Here is an 18,762-nt window from a genome sequence, read left to right on the forward strand (position 1 = left end):
TGCGGCACCGTTTTCACCCCCGGCAGGTGAAGCCGGCGGGGTACCGGGCGGGACGACAATCGCGCATGCGCCGACCGGCCGCCGCCCTCGTCCTCGCCCTCGCCGCGGGGCCCGGCCTCGCGGGCTGCGGCACGAGCTGCGCGCCGCGGGCCGAGGTCCACCGGTGAGCGCGTCCGGCACGAGCCTGGTCATCCTCGGCGCGGTCATCGCCTTGTTCGTGTGGAACCGGCTGCCGGTCGGGGTCGTCGCGGCGCTCACCTCGCTGGCGCTGCTCACGACCGGGGTGGTCGACGCCGAGACCGCGCTGTCGGGCTTCGGTGACCCGGTCGTCGTCTTCATCGCCTCGCTGTTCATCGTGAGCGAGGCCATCGACGCCACCGGCGTGACCGCGTGGGCCGGTGACCGGCTCATCCGGCTCGTCGGCCAGGGACAGACGCGTCTGCTCGCCGCCGTCATGCTGCTCTGCGCCGCGCTGACGGCCCTCATCACGCTCAACGGCTCGGTCGCGGCACTCCTGCCCATGGTCGTCGTCCTGGCCTCACGGATCCGCCGCCCGTCCTCGCGGATGCTGATGCCGATGGTCTTCGCCGGCAGCGCGGGGTCCCTGCTCACCCTCACCGGCAGCCCGATCAACGTCATCGTCTCAGAGGCGGCGGCCGGTGCCGACGGCCGGCCGTTCGGGTTCTTCGAGTTCGCCCTGGTCGGAGTGCCGCTCGTCGCCGTGACCGCGCTCATCGGCATCCTGCTCGGGCCGCGTCTCGTGCCCGACCGGACGCAGGCCTCCCCCTCGCCCGACCTCAGCCGCCACGCCAGCCGGCTGGCCCACTACTACGAGCTGGACGCCGGGTTCTACCGTCTCCGCGTCGGGGCCGCGTCGCCGTACGTGGGGCGCGCCACCCCGACGGGTGCCGTCCCCGGTCACGGCCGGGTCGCACTCGTGGGCACGCAGGGCTCCGGCGGTGAGGTGCTGCCGGCCGACCACGTCCTGCAGGCGGACGACATCCTCGTCGTGACGGGCGACTCGGAGGAGGTGAGCGCCCTCGTCGTCGAGCAGGACCTCGCCGTCGTCATGCGGCCCCTGACCACCGCGTCCGGCGACCTCATGACGCGTGAGATGGGCGTCAGCGAGGTCGTCGTGCCGCCCCGCTCCCCCCTCGTCGGCGAGGTCACCTTCCCGGGGCAGCTGCGTGGCCCCGACCTCGTCGTGCTGGCGATCCGCCGGGTCGGACGCGACCTCGGGGCCCAGCAGGTCGAGCTCGTCGCCGGCGACACCCTGCTCCTGCACGGTTCGTGGACGGCCATCGACCACCTCGCCGACGACCGCGACGTGCTCCTCGTCGACGCGCCCGATGTCGTGCGCCGCCAGGCCGTCCCGCTCGGCCGACGCTCGGGCCTCGCCGTCGCGGTGCTCCTCGGCATGGTGGTCGTCCTCGCCAGTGGGTGGACCACCCCGGCCGTCGTCGGCCTCACCGCTGCCACCCTCATGGTGCTGCTGCGGGTCATCACCGCGCCGCAGGCCTACCGCGCCGTGTCGTGGGAGACGGTCGTGCTCATCGCCGGCCTCATCCCGCTCTCGACCGCCATCCGCACGAGCGGCGCCGCCGACCTCATCGCCGGCGGGCTCATCGACGTCGTGGGGCAGGGGCGGCCGTACCTGCTCCTCGTCGCCCTCTTCGCCCTCACGGCGGTCATCGGGCAGGTCATCAGCAACACGGCCACGGTCCTCATCGTCGTCCCCATCGCCGTGGCGGCCGCCACGGAGGCACGGGTCTCGGTGGAGCCGGTGCTCATGCTCATCGCCGTCGCCGGCGCCGCAGCGCTGCTGACGCCGATCGCCACGCCGGCGAACATGATGATCATGGGTCCGGCCGGCTACCGGTTCGGGGACTACTGGCGCCTTGGCCTGACCGTCCTCGTCGCGTGGCTCGTCGTGTGCCTCGTCGTGATCCCGCTCGTCTGGTCGTTCTGAGGAACAGGGTCGCCCGGTGCCTCGGCCCGCGGGTGCCCTTCACCCTGCCGGGGTGAAGGCCGCGCGTGGCGGCCTCCGTGAGACTGGCGGGGTTCCCCTTCGCTCTCCCGGAAGCGAGTGTCACCATGACGGACACCATGCCGGCCGCCGACCCGCCGACAAGCGCGGCTGACGCGGAAGGCGCCGATTCGGCCTGGGACGACATCGGCCCCGTCGACGTCGCGGTCATCGTCATGGGCTCCGGCGAGCCCGATCCCGACGTCGCCCCGGCGATCGTCGACCTGCACCGCAGCGGGGTCGTCCGCGTCGTCGACCTGACGTTCGTCGTCGCCGACCCCGACGGCCGCGCACGGGTGCTCGAGGTGGACGAGAGCCCGGCGGCGGCCGCCTTCGCGGGCATCGACCCCGCCGGCGAGCTGGACCTCCTCAGCGACGGCGACCTCGACGAGATCGCCTCCGCCCTCGAGCCTGGGGCCGGTGCGCTCGTCGTCGTGTGGGAGAACCTCTGGGCGGCCCGGCTCGGCGCCGCGGTGCGGCGGTCCTCCGGACGCCTGGCCTCCTTCGTCCGCATCCCCCACGACGACATCGCGCGTGCGGTCGCCGCTGCGCGGGAAGGGTCCTGACGTGCGACGACGATCCGGCCGGCCCGGCCTCCTCGGCACCATGGCCCGCACGGCGGTCATCGCCGGCACGGCCAACGCGGTGACCGGCAGCATGCAGCGCAGCGCCGCCGAGCGGGAGGCGCACACGCGGGCCGCTGCTGCGGCCCAGCACGAGCAGATCGTGCAGGAGGCGGCCGAGCGCGCCGCCGCCATGGCGGCCCCCTCTCGAGCGGCATCCGCTCCCGGGGCACGGCCGCCGGCGGCTCCCGCTCGCATGGCGGCGACCACCCCCGACGCGTCGCCCGCGGCGGCACCGACGGGACCCGACGGCATCGAGCGTCTGCTGGCGCTGGCCGAGCTGCGCCGCCAAGGGCTGCTCTCGGAGGCGGAGTTCACTCAGGCGAAGGCGACGCTGCTCGGCATGTGACCGGCGTCCGAGTCATCGGGTCAGTCGGCTCCAGAGCCGAGACGGCGCCGGCGCCACACCACCGTCGTCACGACCCCGGCACCCAGGGGCACGAGGATCCAACTGACGCGGAACACGACGAAGCCGGCCACGGCGACCGGATCCCCTTCCAGCGCAAGCACGGACAGGACCGCCGCGTCGAGGACGCCGAGTCCGGCGAACGGCAGGGCGGTCAGCGGGTAGGAGCTGAGGAGCGCGACGAACACCTGCGCCGCAGGCGCCGACGAGGCCGGGACGCCCACGAAGCGCAGCGCCAGCAGCAGGAGCAACGGCTCCGTCAGCACGAGAGCCAGCTGGCAGGCGAGCACGGCCGGCAGGCCGCGCGCCAGGGCGCGGTCGGCCTGCGCCACGGCCTTTTTCGCCCACCGCGCCCAGGCCTCCGGGTCGATGGAGCGCACGAACCGGCGCAGCCTGGTCCCCAGCCACCGGGCGACGCCGGCCGCCTGGGTCCCCCCGCGACGGGCGAGCAGCGTCCGGCCAGGACCGCCGCGGCCACCACGGCACCGACCACCACCGGCACGGTGTAGGCCGGCTGGTAGGACCCGATGAGCACGGCGACGACGGCTCCCAGGACCGGGCCCCGAACCGGGCCACGTAGTACGTGACGGTGTTGAGCGCGATGCCCGGGACGGCCGTAGCCGCGTCCACGCCCCGCGCTCGGAGCATCGACAGGCGCAGCACGACGTCCGACGGCGGTGGTGCGACCGTGGCGACGAGGTTGGCCGACAGGTCGTTGGCGACCGCGTGGCGCAGTCCCAGCCCGGGCACGAGGATGGCGAGCGGCCCGGCGTTCAGCCCGGCCCGGAGGGCGACGACGAGCAGCAGGACCGCGGCCTCTGCGGCGTCGAGCGTGCCCAGGGCGCCCCACACGCCGCCCCAGTCCACCCGGCGCGCGGTGCGCGCGAACCACCAGGCGGCGAGCAGCACGACCGACCACCGCGCCAGCACCATCCACCACCGTCGACCTGCGGGCTCCGACGACGCCGACGCTCGGTGCTCCGTGGGCCGAGGTTCCGTGGGCCGAGGTTCCGCGGGCGGGGCACCACCGATGGTCGGCCCCGCAGGCTGCGGCTCCTCCGCGCTCGACACGTCACCGCCCACCCCGTCGGTCGGTCAGTCCGGCAGGCAGCGCATCTCCAGGACGGTGTAGCCCAGGTCCTGGATGCGGTCGATGATTCCGTGCAGGTGCGCGGAGTCCACGATCTCCCCGAACAGGACGCTCCCGCGCGCCCCCACGGCGACGGTCGACTCGTCCAGGTCCGGGAAGGCCTCCCGCGCGACGTCGGTCAGACGCTCGGCGAGGATGAACTCGTACCGCACGGTGGGCCTCCTCCGCGAACCGCCCTCCCTCGACCTCATTGTGGTGGGTGGCCCGCGGGCCGCGGTTCACCCGCGGGGGGTGAGTGAGGCCGACCGGCGTCCTTCGACGCCTCGTGGCGCCCGGCGGATCGTGCAGGTACGTTGGACCCGTCGGGCGCACGCCGGCGCCTGCGAGCCCCACTTCCGCACGCAAGACGGAGGTGCGTCAATGGCGGAGCTTGGACCCCTCACCGAGCCCCCGACTCCAGCGAGCAGCGGTCACGAGCGGATGCCCGCCGTGGCGCACCGGGCCCGGACGGCTACGTCCGACGCCAGGGCGGCGCGGCCACACGCGTCGGGGCTGGCGCCGAAGCTGCGCCGGCCCGCGGTGACGACCCGTACGGTTCACCGCTCCGACGTGCAGCCACCGTCGCCGCTGGCCACTGCCCTCGAACGGGATTGCGGCACCGTGGCTTTCGTCGCCGGCTCGGCCGGTACGGGCAAGACAACCCTGCTCGCGACCTGGGCGGAGGCCCTTGTCGGCGAGGGGAACCGCGTCGGGTGGGCGTCGTTGGACGCCGACGACAACGACCCCGCGTCCTTTGCACACACCCTCCTCGACGCGGTGGTGTCGGCAGGCGGAGGTGAGGCCGACCCCTCGGCCGCAGCAGGCGTCACCGACGCCGAGGACAGCCTCGAGGGTGCCGGCGAAGGCGTCGGGGCGGGCGCCGGCGAAGGCGACCCGACAGGGGAGACGCCTCGCGCCCTGCTGCTGCGGATCGTCACGCGCGCCGGCGCGGACCCCCGCCCGGTGTGGCTCCTGCTCGACGACGTGCACGTGCTGCACGACCGCGAGAGCGTCGGGCTGCTCGAACGCCTGCTGCGGTGGGCACCCGCCACCCTCAACGTCGTCATGGCCTCGCGGACCGAGCCCAACGTGCACCTGGCCAAGCTGCGACTCGACGAGCGCCTCGTCGAGGTGCGCGAGCGCCAGCTGCGGTTCAACCGCCGGGAGACCACCGAGCTGGTCCGGCTGCACGGACTCGCGCTGGACGACGACGAGATCGACCGGCTCCACGAGCTCGCAGAGGGCTGGCCCGCCGGGGTGGCCCTGGCGGCAGCCTCGATGGCCAACGGGCGGGCGCCCGCCGACTTCCTGCGTGACCTCGCCCAGAACGACCGCGCCATCTCCAGCTACCTCGTCGAGGAGGTGCTCGCGACGATGCCGGTGGCGACCCGCGCGTTCCTGGAGGTGACCGCGGTCCTCGACGAGGTGCGCCCCGACGTCGCCGCGGCCGTCGCACGGCGTCCGGACGCGGCAAGCCTGCTGCGCTCGCTGTCCCTCGACAACGCGATGGTCACGCGCACGCCGAGAGGCGCCGACGGGGTCGAGGTGTTCCACTACCACGCACTGCTCAGGAGCCACCTCCTGCTGCTGCTCGCGTCGCGAGGACCCAGGCGGGTGCAGGAGGCACACCGCAGGGCCGCCCGCTGGTACCTCGACGTCGGCGTTCCGCTCAAGGCCCTGGACCACGCGCGGCAGGCCGGAGACCTGCCCTTGGCCCGCACCGTCATCCGCGACGGGTCGCTGCACCTGCTGGCCGAGGGCCAGGCCCGCAGCCTGCGGCGCGCCCTCGACGAGCTCGGAGTCGACGACGACTTCGCCGCGCGGGTCGGCGCCGTCGCCTTCGGTGACCTCGCCGACCTGGAACGCACCCGACGGGCCCTCGGCAGCACGGTGACCCGGGACTCGGGCGTGGTCTCGCGGACGACGCCGGCGGGCGTCCGGACGCCGTCGTCACCGGACGCCATGGGGCCGGATGCCGTGGACGCGGACCGCCGGCTCGAGGACCTCACCCGCCTCGGCCTCCGCATCCTCGACCTGATGTCGGGACGTCACGGCGGTCCGTCCACCTCACCGCAGGCCCCTCCGGCCCTCGACGGCGCCGGCGCCGGCGCGTCGGCGCCCAGATCGCGGGAGCCGGCCCTGACGATCCCGACCGACCTGGACCACGAGGGCACCGATCTCGCGATGCTGGACGGCCTGGCACGCGGCGGGCAGTACCTGTCCGAGGGGCGTTTCTCCGACGCGAGCGCCCTCTACGAGACCGTGCTGCAGGCGGCCGAGAGGACGAGCCACGAGCTGATGGCGCTGCAGGCGATGAGCGGCCTGGCCGCGGCCTGCAGCGGAACCGAGGACGTGGCCGGGATGCGGACGTGGTCCGAGAGGGTGCTGCGGCGGTCGGCCGGCTCGGCGTGGCACGAGTCGCCACGGCTCCTACCCGCGTTCGTCCTGTCCGCCTGGGCCTCCTTCCAACGGCTCGACGACCACGAGGCCCGGGCCCGCAACGCGGTGGCGCGCGGCGTCCACCGCACTGCCATGAAGGCCCTGCCCGACGCGTCGGGGCCCGACCCCGACTCGGCGCTGCGGCGGAGCCTCGACCAGCTCGGCCGCCTGCCTCGTCTGCTCGAGGCCTACCTCGACGTGTCGGTCGCCGACCCGAAGCCCGGTGCCAGGCAGGCGGCGTCGCGCCGAGTCCTCGAGGAGGCCCGGGCCGGCGTCGGGCAGTCGCTCAGCGGGTCCCTGGCGGCGGGGGAGCTCGTCACCGCCCACCAGCTGCAGCTGCGCGCCGGCCTCCCCCATGCCGCGGAGGAGATCGAGGAGCTGGCCGCCGGACTGCTGCCACCGGAGCGCCACCTGGTCATGAGCGCCCAGCGGGCGCTCCACACCGGCGACTCCGAGGCCGCGAGAGCCGATGCGGGTGCGGCGGCGCGGACGCCGGCCCTGTCGTCGTCGCCGCGTGCGTTCGTCGTGGCGCATCTGGTGCTGGCGGTGCTGGCCCACGAGAACCGCCAGCCGGAGGTGGCACACGAGGAGCTGTCGCTGGCCCTGGCCGTGGCCGCCCCAGCGGGCTCGGTCAGGACGGTCGTGGAGGTGCCGGGCGTGCCGGAGCTGCTGCTGGAGAACGCGGGACGCTTCGGCGTCCACGAGCCGTTCGTGGCCTCGGCGCTCGAGAAGGCCCCGGCCGTGACCGGCGTGCCACCCCGCGCGCACCCTCCGCTCACGGCTCGGGAGGAGACGTTGCTGCGCGACCTGCCGTCCCTGCTGACGGTCAAGGAGATCGCGGCGCTGAGGTCGGTGAGCCCGAACACCGTCAAGACGCAGCTGCGCTCGATCTTCGAGAAGCTCGGGGTGTCCTCGCGTCGGGACGCCGTCAGCGCGGCCAGACGCCTGGGTCTGCTGTAGGCCCGACGCTCCGGTGAGCCGGCCGGTGCCGCTCAGGGCTCGGCCACCGTGTCCTCGTCGGTGGCGGGCCGCAGCATCCTGCGCGTCGCGGCCCGGGCCAGGAGCAGCACGATGATGAGGCCGGTGACGCTGAGGAAGCCCCCGAGGCTCACCCGGTCACCGAACAGCAGGTCGACGAGCTCGAGGACGACGAACTTGCTGCCCACCAGCACGAGCCAGAGCAGCAGGCCGGCGCCCACCCTGCCCGGGACGCTCTCGGCCCTGCCGAAGGCGGCCCGCGCGCGACGCTTGGCGACGACGACGACCTCGAGGACGAGCTTGAGCAGCACGGCCGTCAGCAGCGAGAGGGAGAACGACTCGCTGATGACCGCCGGGAAGAGCTGGATCGCGAGGTTGAGCACCACGAGGTAGGCGAGCACGTCGACAAGGTCCGTCGCGCGGGGTCGGAGTCGTGACAGCCGAGCGCGTCCGCCGGCTGCCACTGCGTCCCGGGCCGTCACCGCAGCCGTCAACGCGAGTCGCGGCGCGCCTGCCGACGGGCACCGGCGGATCGTGACGACGCGTCCCGCTTGAGCCCTCCGGTCGTCTTGCGGGCGCGCGCCACCCGGCCGGAGTCGCCGGGCCCGCCCCCGGGGGCCGGGTCGAGCGCCGGGTAGGCGGCCGGTCGGGCTGCGGCGACGCGCGCCTCACGCAGCTCCTCGGCGGCCGCCCGGGCCACCACGTCGACGCGGGCGCTGACGCGGGCCAGCGCCAGCTCGAAGACCTCCGCCTTGCCGGCCGCCGTGCGGCTCGCCGGACGCGCTGCCCCGCGGCCACCCTTGGCGTCGACGAGCGCGGCGCCCCGGCGTCGGTAGAGCTTGACGTACTTGTCACGGGCGCGGCGCACGCGAAGGTGCAGCTCGAGCAGGGCGTCCTCGTCGAGCCCCTCGATCTGCTCCGGCGTCGTCTCGCGCAGCAGGTCCGCCTGCCGCGCCGTCATGAACGAAGGAATGGTCACCTGTTGCATCACAACCTCCCTGGGTCGCGGGTCAGCCCTCGGAGTCGGCGTCGGAGTCGGAGTCGGCGAACGCCTCGCGGATGGCCTTCTCCTGCTCGGCGCTGAGGTTGGTGGCGAGCAGCTCGGCGCTCATGCCGGAGAACGCCTCGGCCACCCGGTCCTGCACCGCGTTCGTCGTCAGGACGAAGAGGGCCGACGTCCCGGGGGTGACCTTGGCGCGCACGTCCTTGATGAACTCGTCGCTGATGCCGACGTCGCCGAGCGAGCCGGCAAGGGCCCCCATCGCCGCGCCGACGACCATGCCGAGCAGAGGCACGAGGAAGATGAGGCCGAAGAGGAATCCCCAGAAGCTGCCGCCCAGCGCACCGGAACCCACGAGGTTGTGCAGCTGGCGGGTCTTCGGCTTCTTCTTGTCTTCGGGCCAGGAGACGACGGCGGCGTCGATGACCGTGATGAGCTGCTGCTTCTGCAGGTCCCCCAGGGTGCGCTCGGCCTGCCCGGCCCCCTCGCTCGTTCCGAACTTCCACACCGTCAACGTGCTCATGAGCTCTCCTCCACGTCCCTGGGTCGGCGTGCCGGCGGTCCCGACGGCACGACTCCCACCCTCATCGGCAGGGGGCGCCGGCCTCCTCACCCGGTCAGGGTGAGTTGTGCCCCGCCCAAGCGCCGCCACCCTCTCGGCCGTGCGGTCACCGAGGGTCGAGGTGCCGCAGGCGGAGGCGTCGAGGTGCGCGGTCGACGTCAAGGGATGCCTTTCGTGCAGCGAGGACCCTACGGGCGGGACCCATCGGCGCAGGGTGGCGGACGTTCGCGGCGGGGCATGGTCGACCCCAAGGACGTCAGCGCCGGCTAGAGCGGGGTGCTGGGTCCGCCCGTCCGTCGCGGCGCGGAGAACCAGGCCCCCGGGAGTCGCCCTGCCTAGGACTCCTTGGTGTCCGCGGGTTCGGCGGCCTTCTCCTCGGCCTCCTCAGCCTCCTTGGCCGCGGCTTCGACGTCCTTCGCGACGACGTCGTCGATGGCGGTCACGACGATCGCGTTGGCCATCTGCAGGGCTCGCTGGAGCTCGACAGCCGCAGGGTCGGAGACGAGGGCGACGATGCCGGAGTGTCCCGGCTCGATCGCGGACTCCAGCTCGTCGGCCAGCTCACGCCGGTGGTGCAGCTGCCCCACCTTGCCGGCCGCCGCCCCGGCCGCGCCCAACAGCGCTGCGCTCCCGAGGATCGACGGGGGGAAGATGAGGCCCAGGGCAGCCCCGCCGACGATCCCCCAGGTGAGGCCGCGACGAGTGGTGTGGTCGGTGGCCCGCTGGACCTCGAGCGTTCCGTCGGTCTCGCGCTTCACCACGATGACGCCCTCGATCTCGACGTGCCGGCCGTCCTCCACCTCCTTGAGGGCGGCGTAGGCCTCCTGCGCGCTCGTCGTGTCCGCGAAGTCCGCGATCAGCAGCGTGTAGGCGCCGTCGGACACGGCACCGACGACGGTGACCGGGGGCTCGGCGGCCTTGCTTGCATCTTCTGACATGGCATCTCCTCGTCCAGAGAAGGGTTCAGCGGCGGCAGCCGAACTCGTGCTGCCCGGCAGTTCGCACGCTACTCCCCGCCTCCGGCACCGGGCGTCGTCTTGGGAATCACCCGTTCGACCCGTCCGGCGGCTGAGCCGCTGAGAGGACCTTGCCCTCTGGGACCCACTCCCGCCTGCACCCACCACGTGGCTGAGCCGGCCCGCCCGCCGGCCGCCACACGAGGTCATCGTGATCCGGCGGGCCACCGGACGCGGCGCGTCAGGCGCCGCCGTCGAAGAAGCCGAGGAGCGCGGGCGCCGGGTGCAGGAACGTGCTGAGGTTGGCCGCGCTGACGACGGCGAACGCAGCGGCGAGGCCGAGGAACGAGGTTGCGGCGACCGCGCGGGGCCCCCGCAGGTGCCACGGCTCGGCGTCGACCCCGCGGCGTCGCCCCACCCGGACGGCCAGGCCGGCGAGGGCCAGCGTCACGACGGCGCCGACACCCACCATGACCGCGTGGTAGGCCGCGAAGTCGCCGACCAGGCGTGTCAGCGCGGGCGGCACGGACGCGTCCGGAGACTGCAGCGCCTGCCGGATCTCGCGCACCGTGCTCGCCAGCCCGCCGGCCGCGCCGCTCGACCCGGTGTCGACGCGGCCGACCGGTAGCAGGCCGATGGCGGAGGACATCGGCGCAAGGGCACCCTGCACGTTCGCGGCGACGAGCAGGACCGCGAGCAGGAGCACCGGCGCCTCGAGGACCCCGGCCACCGCCAGCCGGACCCGACGCCCGTGGGCCGGCGAGCGCACGTACTCGTGCCAGGTCCGTCGGGCGAGATGCAGGACGAGCACGAGCAGGACCCCACCGAGGACGGCCTTGACCACGTGGAACCGTGCCCAGAAGGCCACGGCGCGCTCGAGGTCGGGGCCGGCGTCGACCGCACCGGACCGCCACCAGTGCTCGAGGCCGCGGGCGAGGGCAGCGCCGAGCGCGGCGACGTCCGGATACCCGCCGCGGGGCCACAGCGAGGCAGCCGGGAACGGCAGGATGGCGACGGCGAGCAGGGCAAGGGCGACGCCTGCGGCCGGGCGGACCAGGGCGCGCACGCCCGCCGGTGAGGGTGGGCGGCGTCGGGCGGCTGGCATCGGGGCTCCTCGGACAGCTCGGGACGGGCGCGGCTCTGGCCCGCCACGGACGTTACGAGGCACCGCTCCTTCCCCACATCCACCCGTGGGGCGAGAACTCTTCTCTCGCAGCACGACCGGGGTCGCACCCCTGCTGGCACCCCGGGCGGACGAGGCGGACGAGGCGGGCCGCTCCTTCGCCCGGTGCCGCTCCTCGCGGCGGCTGTCCTACCGCTTACCGGAGAGCGGCTTCGATCGCGTCACCGAGGGGGTCGGCCAGCCCCGCTGCGTACCGCACGGTGAGGTGGTGGTTGTCTCGGTAGATCACCACGCCGTCCTCGACGACAGGGCAGGTGCTCGTGGGGCACAGGCGGTCGGTGAGGTCAATGGTGCGGACGGCCTTGGGGGCCGCCGCCAGCTCGGCCCTCACGAGTGGCTCGTCCAGGTGGGTGTGCCCCTGCTTCGGGAAGGCGCAGGCGTCCGGCTCACCCTCATGGCGTGACAGACAGGTCGGCACGTTGCCCTTCGGCCGCGGAACGTCACGGATCACCAGGATCCGCGGTGCCGCCTTGGTGAAGCGCGAGAAGCTTCGCTCGGCGGCCGCCTGCCACGGGCCCACCACCGTCTCGGCGGTCGTGTGGCTGCCGTCCGGGTTGATGACGAGGTCCTGGTAGTCCATCCACCGGCCGATCAGTACCGCGTCCAGGCCCTTCATCGAGCTCACCTGCTCCACCATGGCCTTTCGCCACGTGGCGCACGAGGTGTACTCGTGCTTCTCGGCGGTCAGCCAGACCCGGGCGTCGACGACGGTGCAGGCGGCCTTGCGAAGGTGTAGATGGTCCAGTTCCGCTCGCGGGAGAGCCTCTCGAGCGCTGGCATCCAGTGCTGCGAGTGGGAGTCGCCGATCAGGACGATCGAGCGCGACGGTGGCCAAAGGGTCCTGTGCACCTCCCCCGGTGAGGCCGTCACGCTGCGTGGGCTCGCCGTCGACACCGACCAGGATCGCCCTGAGCACCACGCGGTGGCAGTACCGCGAGGAGGGGTGCGCGCGGTCTCCGTCGCGGACGCGAGCGCGTCGACGACGACCGTCACCATCCCGGCGGACGCACGGCCGGGCAGACACAGTCGTTCATCTTCCAGGCCACCGACGACGGCACCTTCCCGCTGACCCGCTACGCGCGCGTCGTCCTGACCGTCGCCTGACCGCGACACCGAGCCCGGAGACGGGTCGGGTGGAGCGCCCCACCCGACCCGTCTCCGTCGCGTCCGTCAGATCGCCGGCGTCACGAGCGGGGCTCGTAGCGCGGAAGGTCGTGCGTTCGAGCCACGAGCGCCCGCAGCTCGGCCAGGTCGGGGCCCACGACCCCCGCCGCCCGTGCCTGGACCAGGACGTTCCCGAGAGCCGTGGCCTCGACCGGTCCGGCCACGACGTGTCGGCCCGACCGGTCGGCGATCGCCTGGCACAGCAGCCGGTTCCGGGAGCCACCACCGACGACGTGGATGGTCTCGACACGCCTGCCGGTCAGTCGGGCTGCGGTGTCGACGGCCGCCGCGTACGCGTCGGCCAGGCTCTCGACGATGGTTCGCACGATCGCCGGGCGCGTCGCCGGTGCCGGAAGGTCGTGGTCGACGCACCATTTCGCGATGCGCTCGCCCATGTCCCCCGGGGGCTGGAAGCGCGGGTCCTGCACGTCGATGACCGGCACGGACGCCGGGTCGACCTCCGCTGCGGCAGAGAGCAGCCCGGTGAGGTCGTTGCCTCCGGCAGGCAGGCGGTCCTCGCGGTCCCAGGCGCGCAGCGCCTCGCTGAGGATCCAGGTGCCCATGACGTTGGTGAGGAACCGGGTGCGGCCGTCGACGCCGCCCTCGTTGGTGAAGTTCGCGACTCGCGCGGCGTCCGTCACGACGGGGTGGGCCAGCTCGACGCCGACCAGCCCCCACGTGCCGAGCGACAGGTACGCCGCGTCGTCGCCCTGCAGCGGGGCGCCGACGACGGCGGAGGCCGTGTCGTGCGACCCGACGGCGACCACGGGCACGCCTGGCAGGCCGGTGTCGCCGGCCACCTGGTCGGTCATCGCGCCGATCGTCGTCCCCGGGTCGACGAGGTCGGCCAGCAGGTGCGACGGCACCCCGAGACGGTCGAGCAGCTCGCCGTCCCAAACCCCCGTGCGTGGGTCGAGCAGCCCCGTGGTGGAGGCGTTGGTGCGCTCGGCGACCATCCGCCCGGTGAGCCACCAGGCGACGACGTCCGGCACCAGCAGCATGCGGTCGGCCAGCTCGGTCCACGGGTCGGCCGCCAGCTGGTAGACGGTGTTGAACGGCAGGAACTGCAACCCGTTGCGGGCGTACAGCTCGTCCTGGCCGACGAGGGCGTGCGCGTTGGCCGGCCCGACGGCGCAACGGTGCTCGTCGCGGTAGTGGAACGGGAGCCCGAGCAACCGGTCGCCGCGCACCAGCCCGTAGTCCACCGCCCACGCGTCGATGCCCACGCTGGCCAGGCCGCCGGCCCGGGCGGCCTCACGCCCGGCGGCCCGCAGGCCGCCGAGCGCTCCGGCATACAGCGAGGGCAGGTTCCAGTGCAGCCCCGACGGCAGGCGCAGCGGACCGTTGGCGAACCGTGCCGTCTCGCGCAGCTCGAGCCGGTCCGGTCCGACCTCGGCCAGGACGACCCGACCGCTCGTGGCGCCGAGGTCGACCGCGGCGACGAGTGCCGTCCCTGAGGGGTTCGAGCTCATGCCGTCACCGCAGGAACGCTGCGGCCACGCCGGAGTCGACGGGCACGTGCAGGCCGGTGGTCTGGGACATGTCCGGGCCGACGAGCGCGAAGACCGCTGCCGCACAGTGCTCCGGCAGGACCTCCTTCTTCAGCAGGGTGCGCTGGGCGTAGTAGGCGCCGAGGTCCTTCTCGTCGACCCCGTACACGGCCGCGCGGTTGGCGCCCCAGCCGCTGGAGAAGATGCCCGAGCCCTGCACGACGCCGTCGGGGTTGACGCCGTTGACCTTGACGCCGTACTGGCCGAGCTCGGCCGCGAGCAGCCGAACCTGGTGGGCCTGGTCGGCCTTGACCGCGCTGTAGGCGATGTTGTTGGGACCGGCGAAGATCGAGTTCTTGCTCGAGATGTAGACGATGTCGCCGCCGAGCCCCTGGTCGATGAGGACTCTGGCCGCGGCCCGGGAGACGAGGAACGATCCCTTGGCCATGACGTCGTGCTGCAGGTCCCAGTCGGCGACCGAGGTCTCGAGCAACGACCGCGACAGCGAGAGGCCGGCGTTGTTGACGACGAGGTCGAGCCCTCCGAAGGCGAGGACAGCCGCGTCGACGGCGGCCTGCACGGCGGCCTCGTCCGAGACGTCTGCCTGGACGCCGATCGCGACGTCGGTGGTGCCGATCTCGGCGGCTGCGTTGCGGGCCTTGTCGAGGTCAAGGTCGGCGACGACGACGCAGGCACCTTCTGCCGCAAGGCGGTTCGCAATGGCCTTGCCGATGCCGGACGCGGCGCCGGTCACGAGGGCGATGCGGGTGGCGAGCGGCTTCGGCTTCGGCATCCGCTGCAGCTTGGCCTCCTCGAGCGCCCAGTACTCGATGCGGAACTTCTCCGCCTCGTCGATCGGGGCGTAGCTCGACAGGCCCTCGGCTCCGCGCATCACGTTGATGGCGTTGACGTAGAACTCGCCGGCGACGCGGGCGGTCTGCTTGTCCTTGCCGTAGGAGAACATGCCGACACCGGGCACGAGGACGATGAGCGGGTCGGCGCCGCGGATCGCCGGGCTGTCGGGCGTGGCGTTGCGCTCGTAGTAGCCGCGGTAGTCCTCGCGGTAGGGCTCGTGCAGCTCCTTGAGCCGGGCCGTCATCTCCTCGGCCGTGGCGGTGGCCGGCAGGTCGAGAACCAGCGGCTTGACCTTGGTGCGCAGGAAGTGGTCCGGGCAGCTGGTGCCGAGGTCGGCCAGGCGCGGGTGCTCGGCGCGGGCGAGGAAATCGAGGACGACGTCCGAGTCGGTGTAGTGGCCGACCATGGGTCGGTCCGTGCTGGCGATCCCGCGGATCGTCGCGGCGATGGCGGCCGCCCGCGCGTGGCGCTCGGTCTCGGGCAGGGCGCCGTACCCGGCCAGCTCGGCCCCGAACGGCTCAGGCTTGCTGTTCTGCTCGATGTACGCGGCGGCCGTCTGGATGATCCAGAGCGAGTTCTGCTCGCACTCCTCGCTGCTCGCGCCCCACGCGGTCACCCCGTGGCCGCCGAGGATGCAGCCGATGGCCTGCGGGTTGGCCTCCTTGATGGCGGCGATGTCGAGGCCGAGCTGGAAGCCCGGTCGACGCCACGGGACCCAGACGACCTTGTCGCCGAAGATCTTGGCGGCCAGCTCCTCGCCGTCGGCGGAGGTCGCGATCGCGATGCCCGAGTCGGGGTGCAGGTGGTCGACGTGCGCGGCGTCGACGAGGCCGTGCATGGCGGTGTCGATGGAGGGAGCGGCGCCGCCCTTGCCGTGCAGGCAGTAGTCGAACGCCGCGACCATCTCGTCCTCACGCTCGAGGCCGGGGTACACGTCGACGAGGGCGCGCATCCGGTCCAGGCGCAGGACGGCCAGCCCCTCGGGCTTGAGCGTGCCGAGGTCACCGCCGGATCCCTTGACCCAGACCAGCTCGACGTCCTGGCCGGTCACCGGGTCGGTCTCGACGCCCTTGGCGGAGGTGTTGCCGCCGGCGTAGTTCGTGTTCTTCGGGTCGCTGCCCAGCCGGTTGGAGCGCGAGATGAGCTCTGCGACTGCGCTGCTCGGAGCGGTGCTGCTGGTGTTCGGGGACATGCTTCAGTTCCATCCTGCCTGCGCACCGCCGACGCGGTCGCGCTCGATCTGCTCTTGGTATCCGCTCGCCAGGTAGGCGCGCATGGGGTCGGCCGGGAGGCCGCGGCTCTCGCGCCACTGCGCGAGGGGCTGGCGGACGTCGGTGTAGAAGGCGTCCATGAAGATCTCGTTCGCGAGGAGGACGTCGCCGGTCTGCCGTGCCGCCTCGAGCGCCGCCGTGTCGAGCAGGAGCGCACGGGCGACCATCTCCTGGACGTTGAGCACCGAGCGGATCTGGCCCGGCACCTTCTTCTCGATGTTGTGGCACTGGTCGAGCATGAGCGCGACGTCCGAGCCGGCCCCGTAGCCGCCGCCGCGGATGACCTCGACGATGATCCGGAACAGCTGGAACGGGTCGGCCGCCCCGACCATGAGGTCGTCGTCGGCGTAGAACCGGCTGTTGAAGTCGAACGAGCCGAGCCGGCCCAGGCGGAGCAGCTGGGCGACGATGAACTCGATGTTCGTGCCGGGTGCGTGGTGACCGGTGTCCAGGCACACCATGGCCCGCTCGCCCAGGGCGACGACGTGGGCGTAGGACGTGCCCCAGTCCGGGACGTCCGTGTGGTAGAACGCCGGCTCGAAGAACTTGTACTCGAGGACGAGCCGCTGCTCCTCCCCCACGTGCGCGTAGATCTCCGCGAGCCCCTCGGCGAGCCAGTCCTGCCGCTGGCGCATGTCGCCCTGGCCCGGGTAGTTCGTGCCGTCGGCGAGCCAGATCTTGAGGTCTCGCGAGCCGGTCTCGTTCATGATCTTGAGGCACTCGAGGTTGTGCTCCACGGCGCGCCGCCGCACCCCGGGGTCGGCGTTGGTCAGGCTGCCGAGCTTGTACTCGTCGTCCTGGAAGGTGTTGCTGTTGACGGTGCCGAGCCGCACGCCGTGGTCCTGGGCGAAACGCCCGAGGGCGGCGTAGTCCTCGACGGTGTCCCACGGGATGTGGATGGCGACGGAGGGTGCCAGCCCGGTGAAACGGTGCACGGCGGCGGCGTCGGCGATCTTCTCCTCGACGCTTCTGGGCGTGCCCGCGGAGCCGAAGACCTTGAACCGCGTGCCGGAGTTGCCGTAGGCCCAGGAGGGCACCTCGATGGCGAGCTCTCCGAGCCGGTCGGAGATCGATTCGAACGTTGTCATGTCGTCACTTCACATCTGGGTCGTGGGGCGGCTGCTGGAGCGGGTCGCGCTGGTCGAATGCGTCGAGTTGGTCCTCGAGGTGGAAGATCTCCTCGAGCTGGAGGAAGCCCTGGTCGGGGGTGGTGTCGTCGAGGTCCACGAAGTACTCGGCCATCTCGGCCTGCCACCGGGCGTTGACCTCGGTCTGCGCCATGCCGGCCTGCGCCGCCTCGAGAAAGGGTGTCTCGACGTAGCCGATGAGCAGGCCGTCACCGCGCAGGAAGAGGGAGTAGTTGTTCCAGCCGGTCCGGTGCAGGGCCGCGAGCATGTCGGGCCAGACCGCGCGGTGTCGGGCCTTGTAGTCCTCGAGGCGCTCGGGGCGCACCTGGAGCTGGAAGCAGACGCGAGGCATCACGCCCTCCTTCGGGTGGCACGGTGGGGTCGTAGCCGCGGGATCGGGGTCCTGTGGGTTCGAGGCCGTGGGGGCCCTGGCCGGGGCCGCCGGCGTGTGGCGGCCCGGTCAGTGCTGGTCTACGGTCGGTCGGACCGGTGGCGACCGGTCAGAACTTGAACTGGTCGATGTTGCCGGCGTTGAAGCCGGTCGGGTCCCCGAGGAGGACCTCACCGTTGGCGCCGACCTTGAACTCGCCGAGCCGACCGGCCTTGAAGGAGTCGCCCTCCTTGCCGGTGATGGTGCCGTTGACGAGGGCCGCCGCCGCCTGTCCGGCGAGGTAGCCGAGGTCGGTCGGGTTCCAGAGGTAGAACTCCTTGACGGTCCCGTTCTTGACGTACTCGCGCATCTGGTTCGGCGTGCCGAGACCGGTCAGGGCCACCTTGCCCTTCTTGTCCGAGGTGGACAGGTACCGGGCCGCGGCGGCGATGCCGACCGTGGTCGGGCTGATGATGCCCTTGAGGTTCGGGTGGGTCTGCAGGAGCGCGGCGGTCTTGTCGAAGGAGGTCTGGTCGTCGTCGTTGCCGTACACGGTGTCGACGAGCTTGATGTTCGGGTGGCTGGAGGCCAGGTCCTTCTTCATCAGGTCGATCCAGGTGTTCTGGTTGGTCGCGTTGGCGGCCGCCGACAGGATCGCGATCTCGCCGGAGTCGCCGATCTGCTTGGCGATGCCGTCGACCTGCGCCTTGGCGATGCCCTCGGGCGAGGCCTGGTTGACGAAGAGGTCGCGGTACTGCGGGTCGGTGTCGGAGTCGAAGGTGACGACCTTGGTGCCGGCCTGCTTGGCCTGGGTCAGGGCGTCACCGATGGCCTTGGGGTCGTTGGCCGAGATGACGATGGCGCTGACGTGCTGCTGCGCAGCCGTGTTGATGTACTGCACCTGAGCGTCGGGGCTCGCGGTCTGCGGGCCCACCTGGGAGTAGGTGCCGCCGAGGGACTCGACGGCCTCCTTGCCACCGGCGTCGCTGGCGTCGAAGTACGGGTTGCCGAGGTTCTTCGGGATGAAGACGACGTTGAGGGCCTTGCCGCCGCTCGTGCCACCGGCCGTGCCGGCGGCCGCGGTGGGCGTCTCGGCCTTGCCGCAGGCCGTGAGGGCCAGGGCCATGGACAGGGCTGCAGCGCCGAGGACCGCGCTGCGTCGCGTCATGGTGTGCATCTTCGT

General features: G+C 72.8%; 17 protein-coding genes and 1 pseudogene. 5 read left to right on the top strand and 13 right to left on the bottom strand.

Annotated features, from left to right (window positions below):
• The first annotated feature begins 163 nt into the window (after window positions 1-163).
• The 3 genes from AC3A5R_RS05635 (at window position 164) to AC3A5R_RS05645 (ending at window position 2,998) form a co-directional block, all read left to right on the top strand.
• Window positions 164-1,969, top strand: coding sequence for an SLC13 family permease (locus tag AC3A5R_RS05635; RefSeq protein WP_487619747.1), 1,806 nt, complete (start codon window positions 164-166; stop codon window positions 1,967-1,969).
• Between the two features lie 125 nt (window positions 1,970-2,094).
• Window positions 2,095-2,592 (top strand): DUF6325 family protein, encoded by a 498-nt coding sequence (locus tag AC3A5R_RS05640; RefSeq protein WP_487619748.1) that lies wholly within the window; start codon window positions 2,095-2,097, stop codon window positions 2,590-2,592.
• Between the two features lies 1 nt (window position 2,593).
• Window positions 2,594-2,998 (top strand): SHOCT domain-containing protein, encoded by a 405-nt coding sequence (locus AC3A5R_RS05645; RefSeq protein ID WP_487619749.1) that lies wholly within the window; start codon window positions 2,594-2,596, stop codon window positions 2,996-2,998.
• A 20-nt stretch (window positions 2,999-3,018) separates the two neighbouring features.
• On the opposite strand, the gene AC3A5R_RS05650 is transcribed toward AC3A5R_RS05645, so the two are convergent.
• A complete protein-coding gene (locus AC3A5R_RS05650; protein WP_487619750.1) occupies window positions 3,019-3,435 on the bottom strand; it encodes a hypothetical protein in 417 nt (138 codons plus the stop codon).
• Window positions 3,436-4,150: 715 nt separating this feature from the next.
• Window positions 4,151-4,357, bottom strand: a complete 207-nt coding sequence (locus AC3A5R_RS05655) for a hypothetical protein (protein WP_487619751.1) — start codon at window positions 4,355-4,357, stop codon at window positions 4,151-4,153.
• A gap of 268 nt (window positions 4,358-4,625) precedes the next feature.
• On the opposite strand from AC3A5R_RS05655, the gene AC3A5R_RS05660 reads away from it, so the two are divergent.
• Window positions 4,626-7,583: a helix-turn-helix transcriptional regulator gene (locus AC3A5R_RS05660; RefSeq protein ID WP_487620125.1), complete on the top strand. Its 2,958-nt coding sequence runs from the start codon at window positions 4,626-4,628 to the stop codon at window positions 7,581-7,583.
• A 32-nt stretch (window positions 7,584-7,615) separates the two neighbouring features.
• Here AC3A5R_RS05660 and AC3A5R_RS05665 read toward each other — a convergent pair whose 3' ends face one another.
• The 6 genes from AC3A5R_RS05665 to AC3A5R_RS05690 form a co-directional block, all read right to left on the bottom strand.
• Window positions 7,616-8,002, bottom strand: coding sequence for a hypothetical protein (locus tag AC3A5R_RS05665; RefSeq protein ID WP_487619752.1), 387 nt, complete (start codon window positions 8,000-8,002; stop codon window positions 7,616-7,618).
• Window positions 8,003-8,091: 89 nt separating this feature from the next.
• Entirely contained in the window at window positions 8,092-8,580 is a 489-nt protein-coding gene (locus tag AC3A5R_RS05670; RefSeq protein ID WP_487619753.1) for a hypothetical protein, read from the bottom strand.
• A 31-nt stretch (window positions 8,581-8,611) separates the two neighbouring features.
• Window positions 8,612-9,124, bottom strand: coding sequence for a DUF1269 domain-containing protein (locus tag AC3A5R_RS05675; RefSeq protein ID WP_487619754.1), 513 nt, complete (start codon window positions 9,122-9,124; stop codon window positions 8,612-8,614).
• A gap of 374 nt (window positions 9,125-9,498) precedes the next feature.
• On the bottom strand, window positions 9,499-10,101 hold the full coding sequence (locus AC3A5R_RS05680) for a DUF1269 domain-containing protein (RefSeq protein ID WP_487619755.1): 603 nt from the start codon (window positions 10,099-10,101) through the stop codon (window positions 9,499-9,501).
• Window positions 10,102-10,360: 259 nt separating this feature from the next.
• Complete coding sequence (locus AC3A5R_RS05685; RefSeq protein WP_487619756.1) at window positions 10,361-11,224, bottom strand: hypothetical protein; 864 nt, start codon at window positions 11,222-11,224, stop codon at window positions 10,361-10,363.
• A gap of 214 nt (window positions 11,225-11,438) precedes the next feature.
• The gene (locus AC3A5R_RS05690; protein WP_487619757.1) at window positions 11,439-12,221 is read right to left on the bottom strand and encodes an SGNH hydrolase domain-containing protein; all 783 of its coding nucleotides are present in this window, start codon (window positions 12,219-12,221) and stop codon (window positions 11,439-11,441) included.
• Between the two features lie 95 nt (window positions 12,222-12,316).
• On the opposite strand from AC3A5R_RS05690, the pseudogene AC3A5R_RS05695 reads away from it, so the two are divergent.
• Window positions 12,317-12,406, top strand: a pseudogene (locus tag AC3A5R_RS05695) (hypothetical protein); the annotation flags it as partial.
• Window positions 12,407-12,486: 80 nt separating this feature from the next.
• On the opposite strand, the gene AC3A5R_RS05700 reads toward AC3A5R_RS05695, so the two are convergent.
• From AC3A5R_RS05700 to rhaS, 5 genes are all read right to left on the bottom strand, one after another.
• Window positions 12,487-13,938, bottom strand: coding sequence for a rhamnulokinase (locus AC3A5R_RS05700; protein ID WP_487619758.1), 1,452 nt, complete (start codon window positions 13,936-13,938; stop codon window positions 12,487-12,489).
• 4 nt (window positions 13,939-13,942) lie between these two features.
• On the bottom strand, window positions 13,943-16,003 hold the full coding sequence (locus AC3A5R_RS05705; protein ID WP_487619759.1) for a bifunctional aldolase/short-chain dehydrogenase: 2,061 nt from the start codon (window positions 16,001-16,003) through the stop codon (window positions 13,943-13,945).
• Window positions 16,004-16,006: 3 nt separating this feature from the next.
• Complete coding sequence (gene rhaI / locus AC3A5R_RS05710; protein ID WP_487619760.1) at window positions 16,007-17,170, bottom strand: L-rhamnose isomerase; 1,164 nt, start codon at window positions 17,168-17,170, stop codon at window positions 16,007-16,009.
• 4 nt (window positions 17,171-17,174) lie between these two features.
• The gene (locus AC3A5R_RS05715; protein ID WP_487619761.1) at window positions 17,175-17,561 is read right to left on the bottom strand and encodes an L-rhamnose mutarotase; all 387 of its coding nucleotides are present in this window, start codon (window positions 17,559-17,561) and stop codon (window positions 17,175-17,177) included.
• Between the two features lie 148 nt (window positions 17,562-17,709).
• On the bottom strand, window positions 17,710-18,756 hold the full coding sequence (gene rhaS / locus AC3A5R_RS05720) for a rhamnose ABC transporter substrate-binding protein (protein WP_487619762.1): 1,047 nt from the start codon (window positions 18,754-18,756) through the stop codon (window positions 17,710-17,712).
• Window positions 18,757-18,762 lie beyond the last annotated feature (6 nt).

This window comes from Intrasporangium sp. Soil_C_50 (assembly GCF_057656595.1).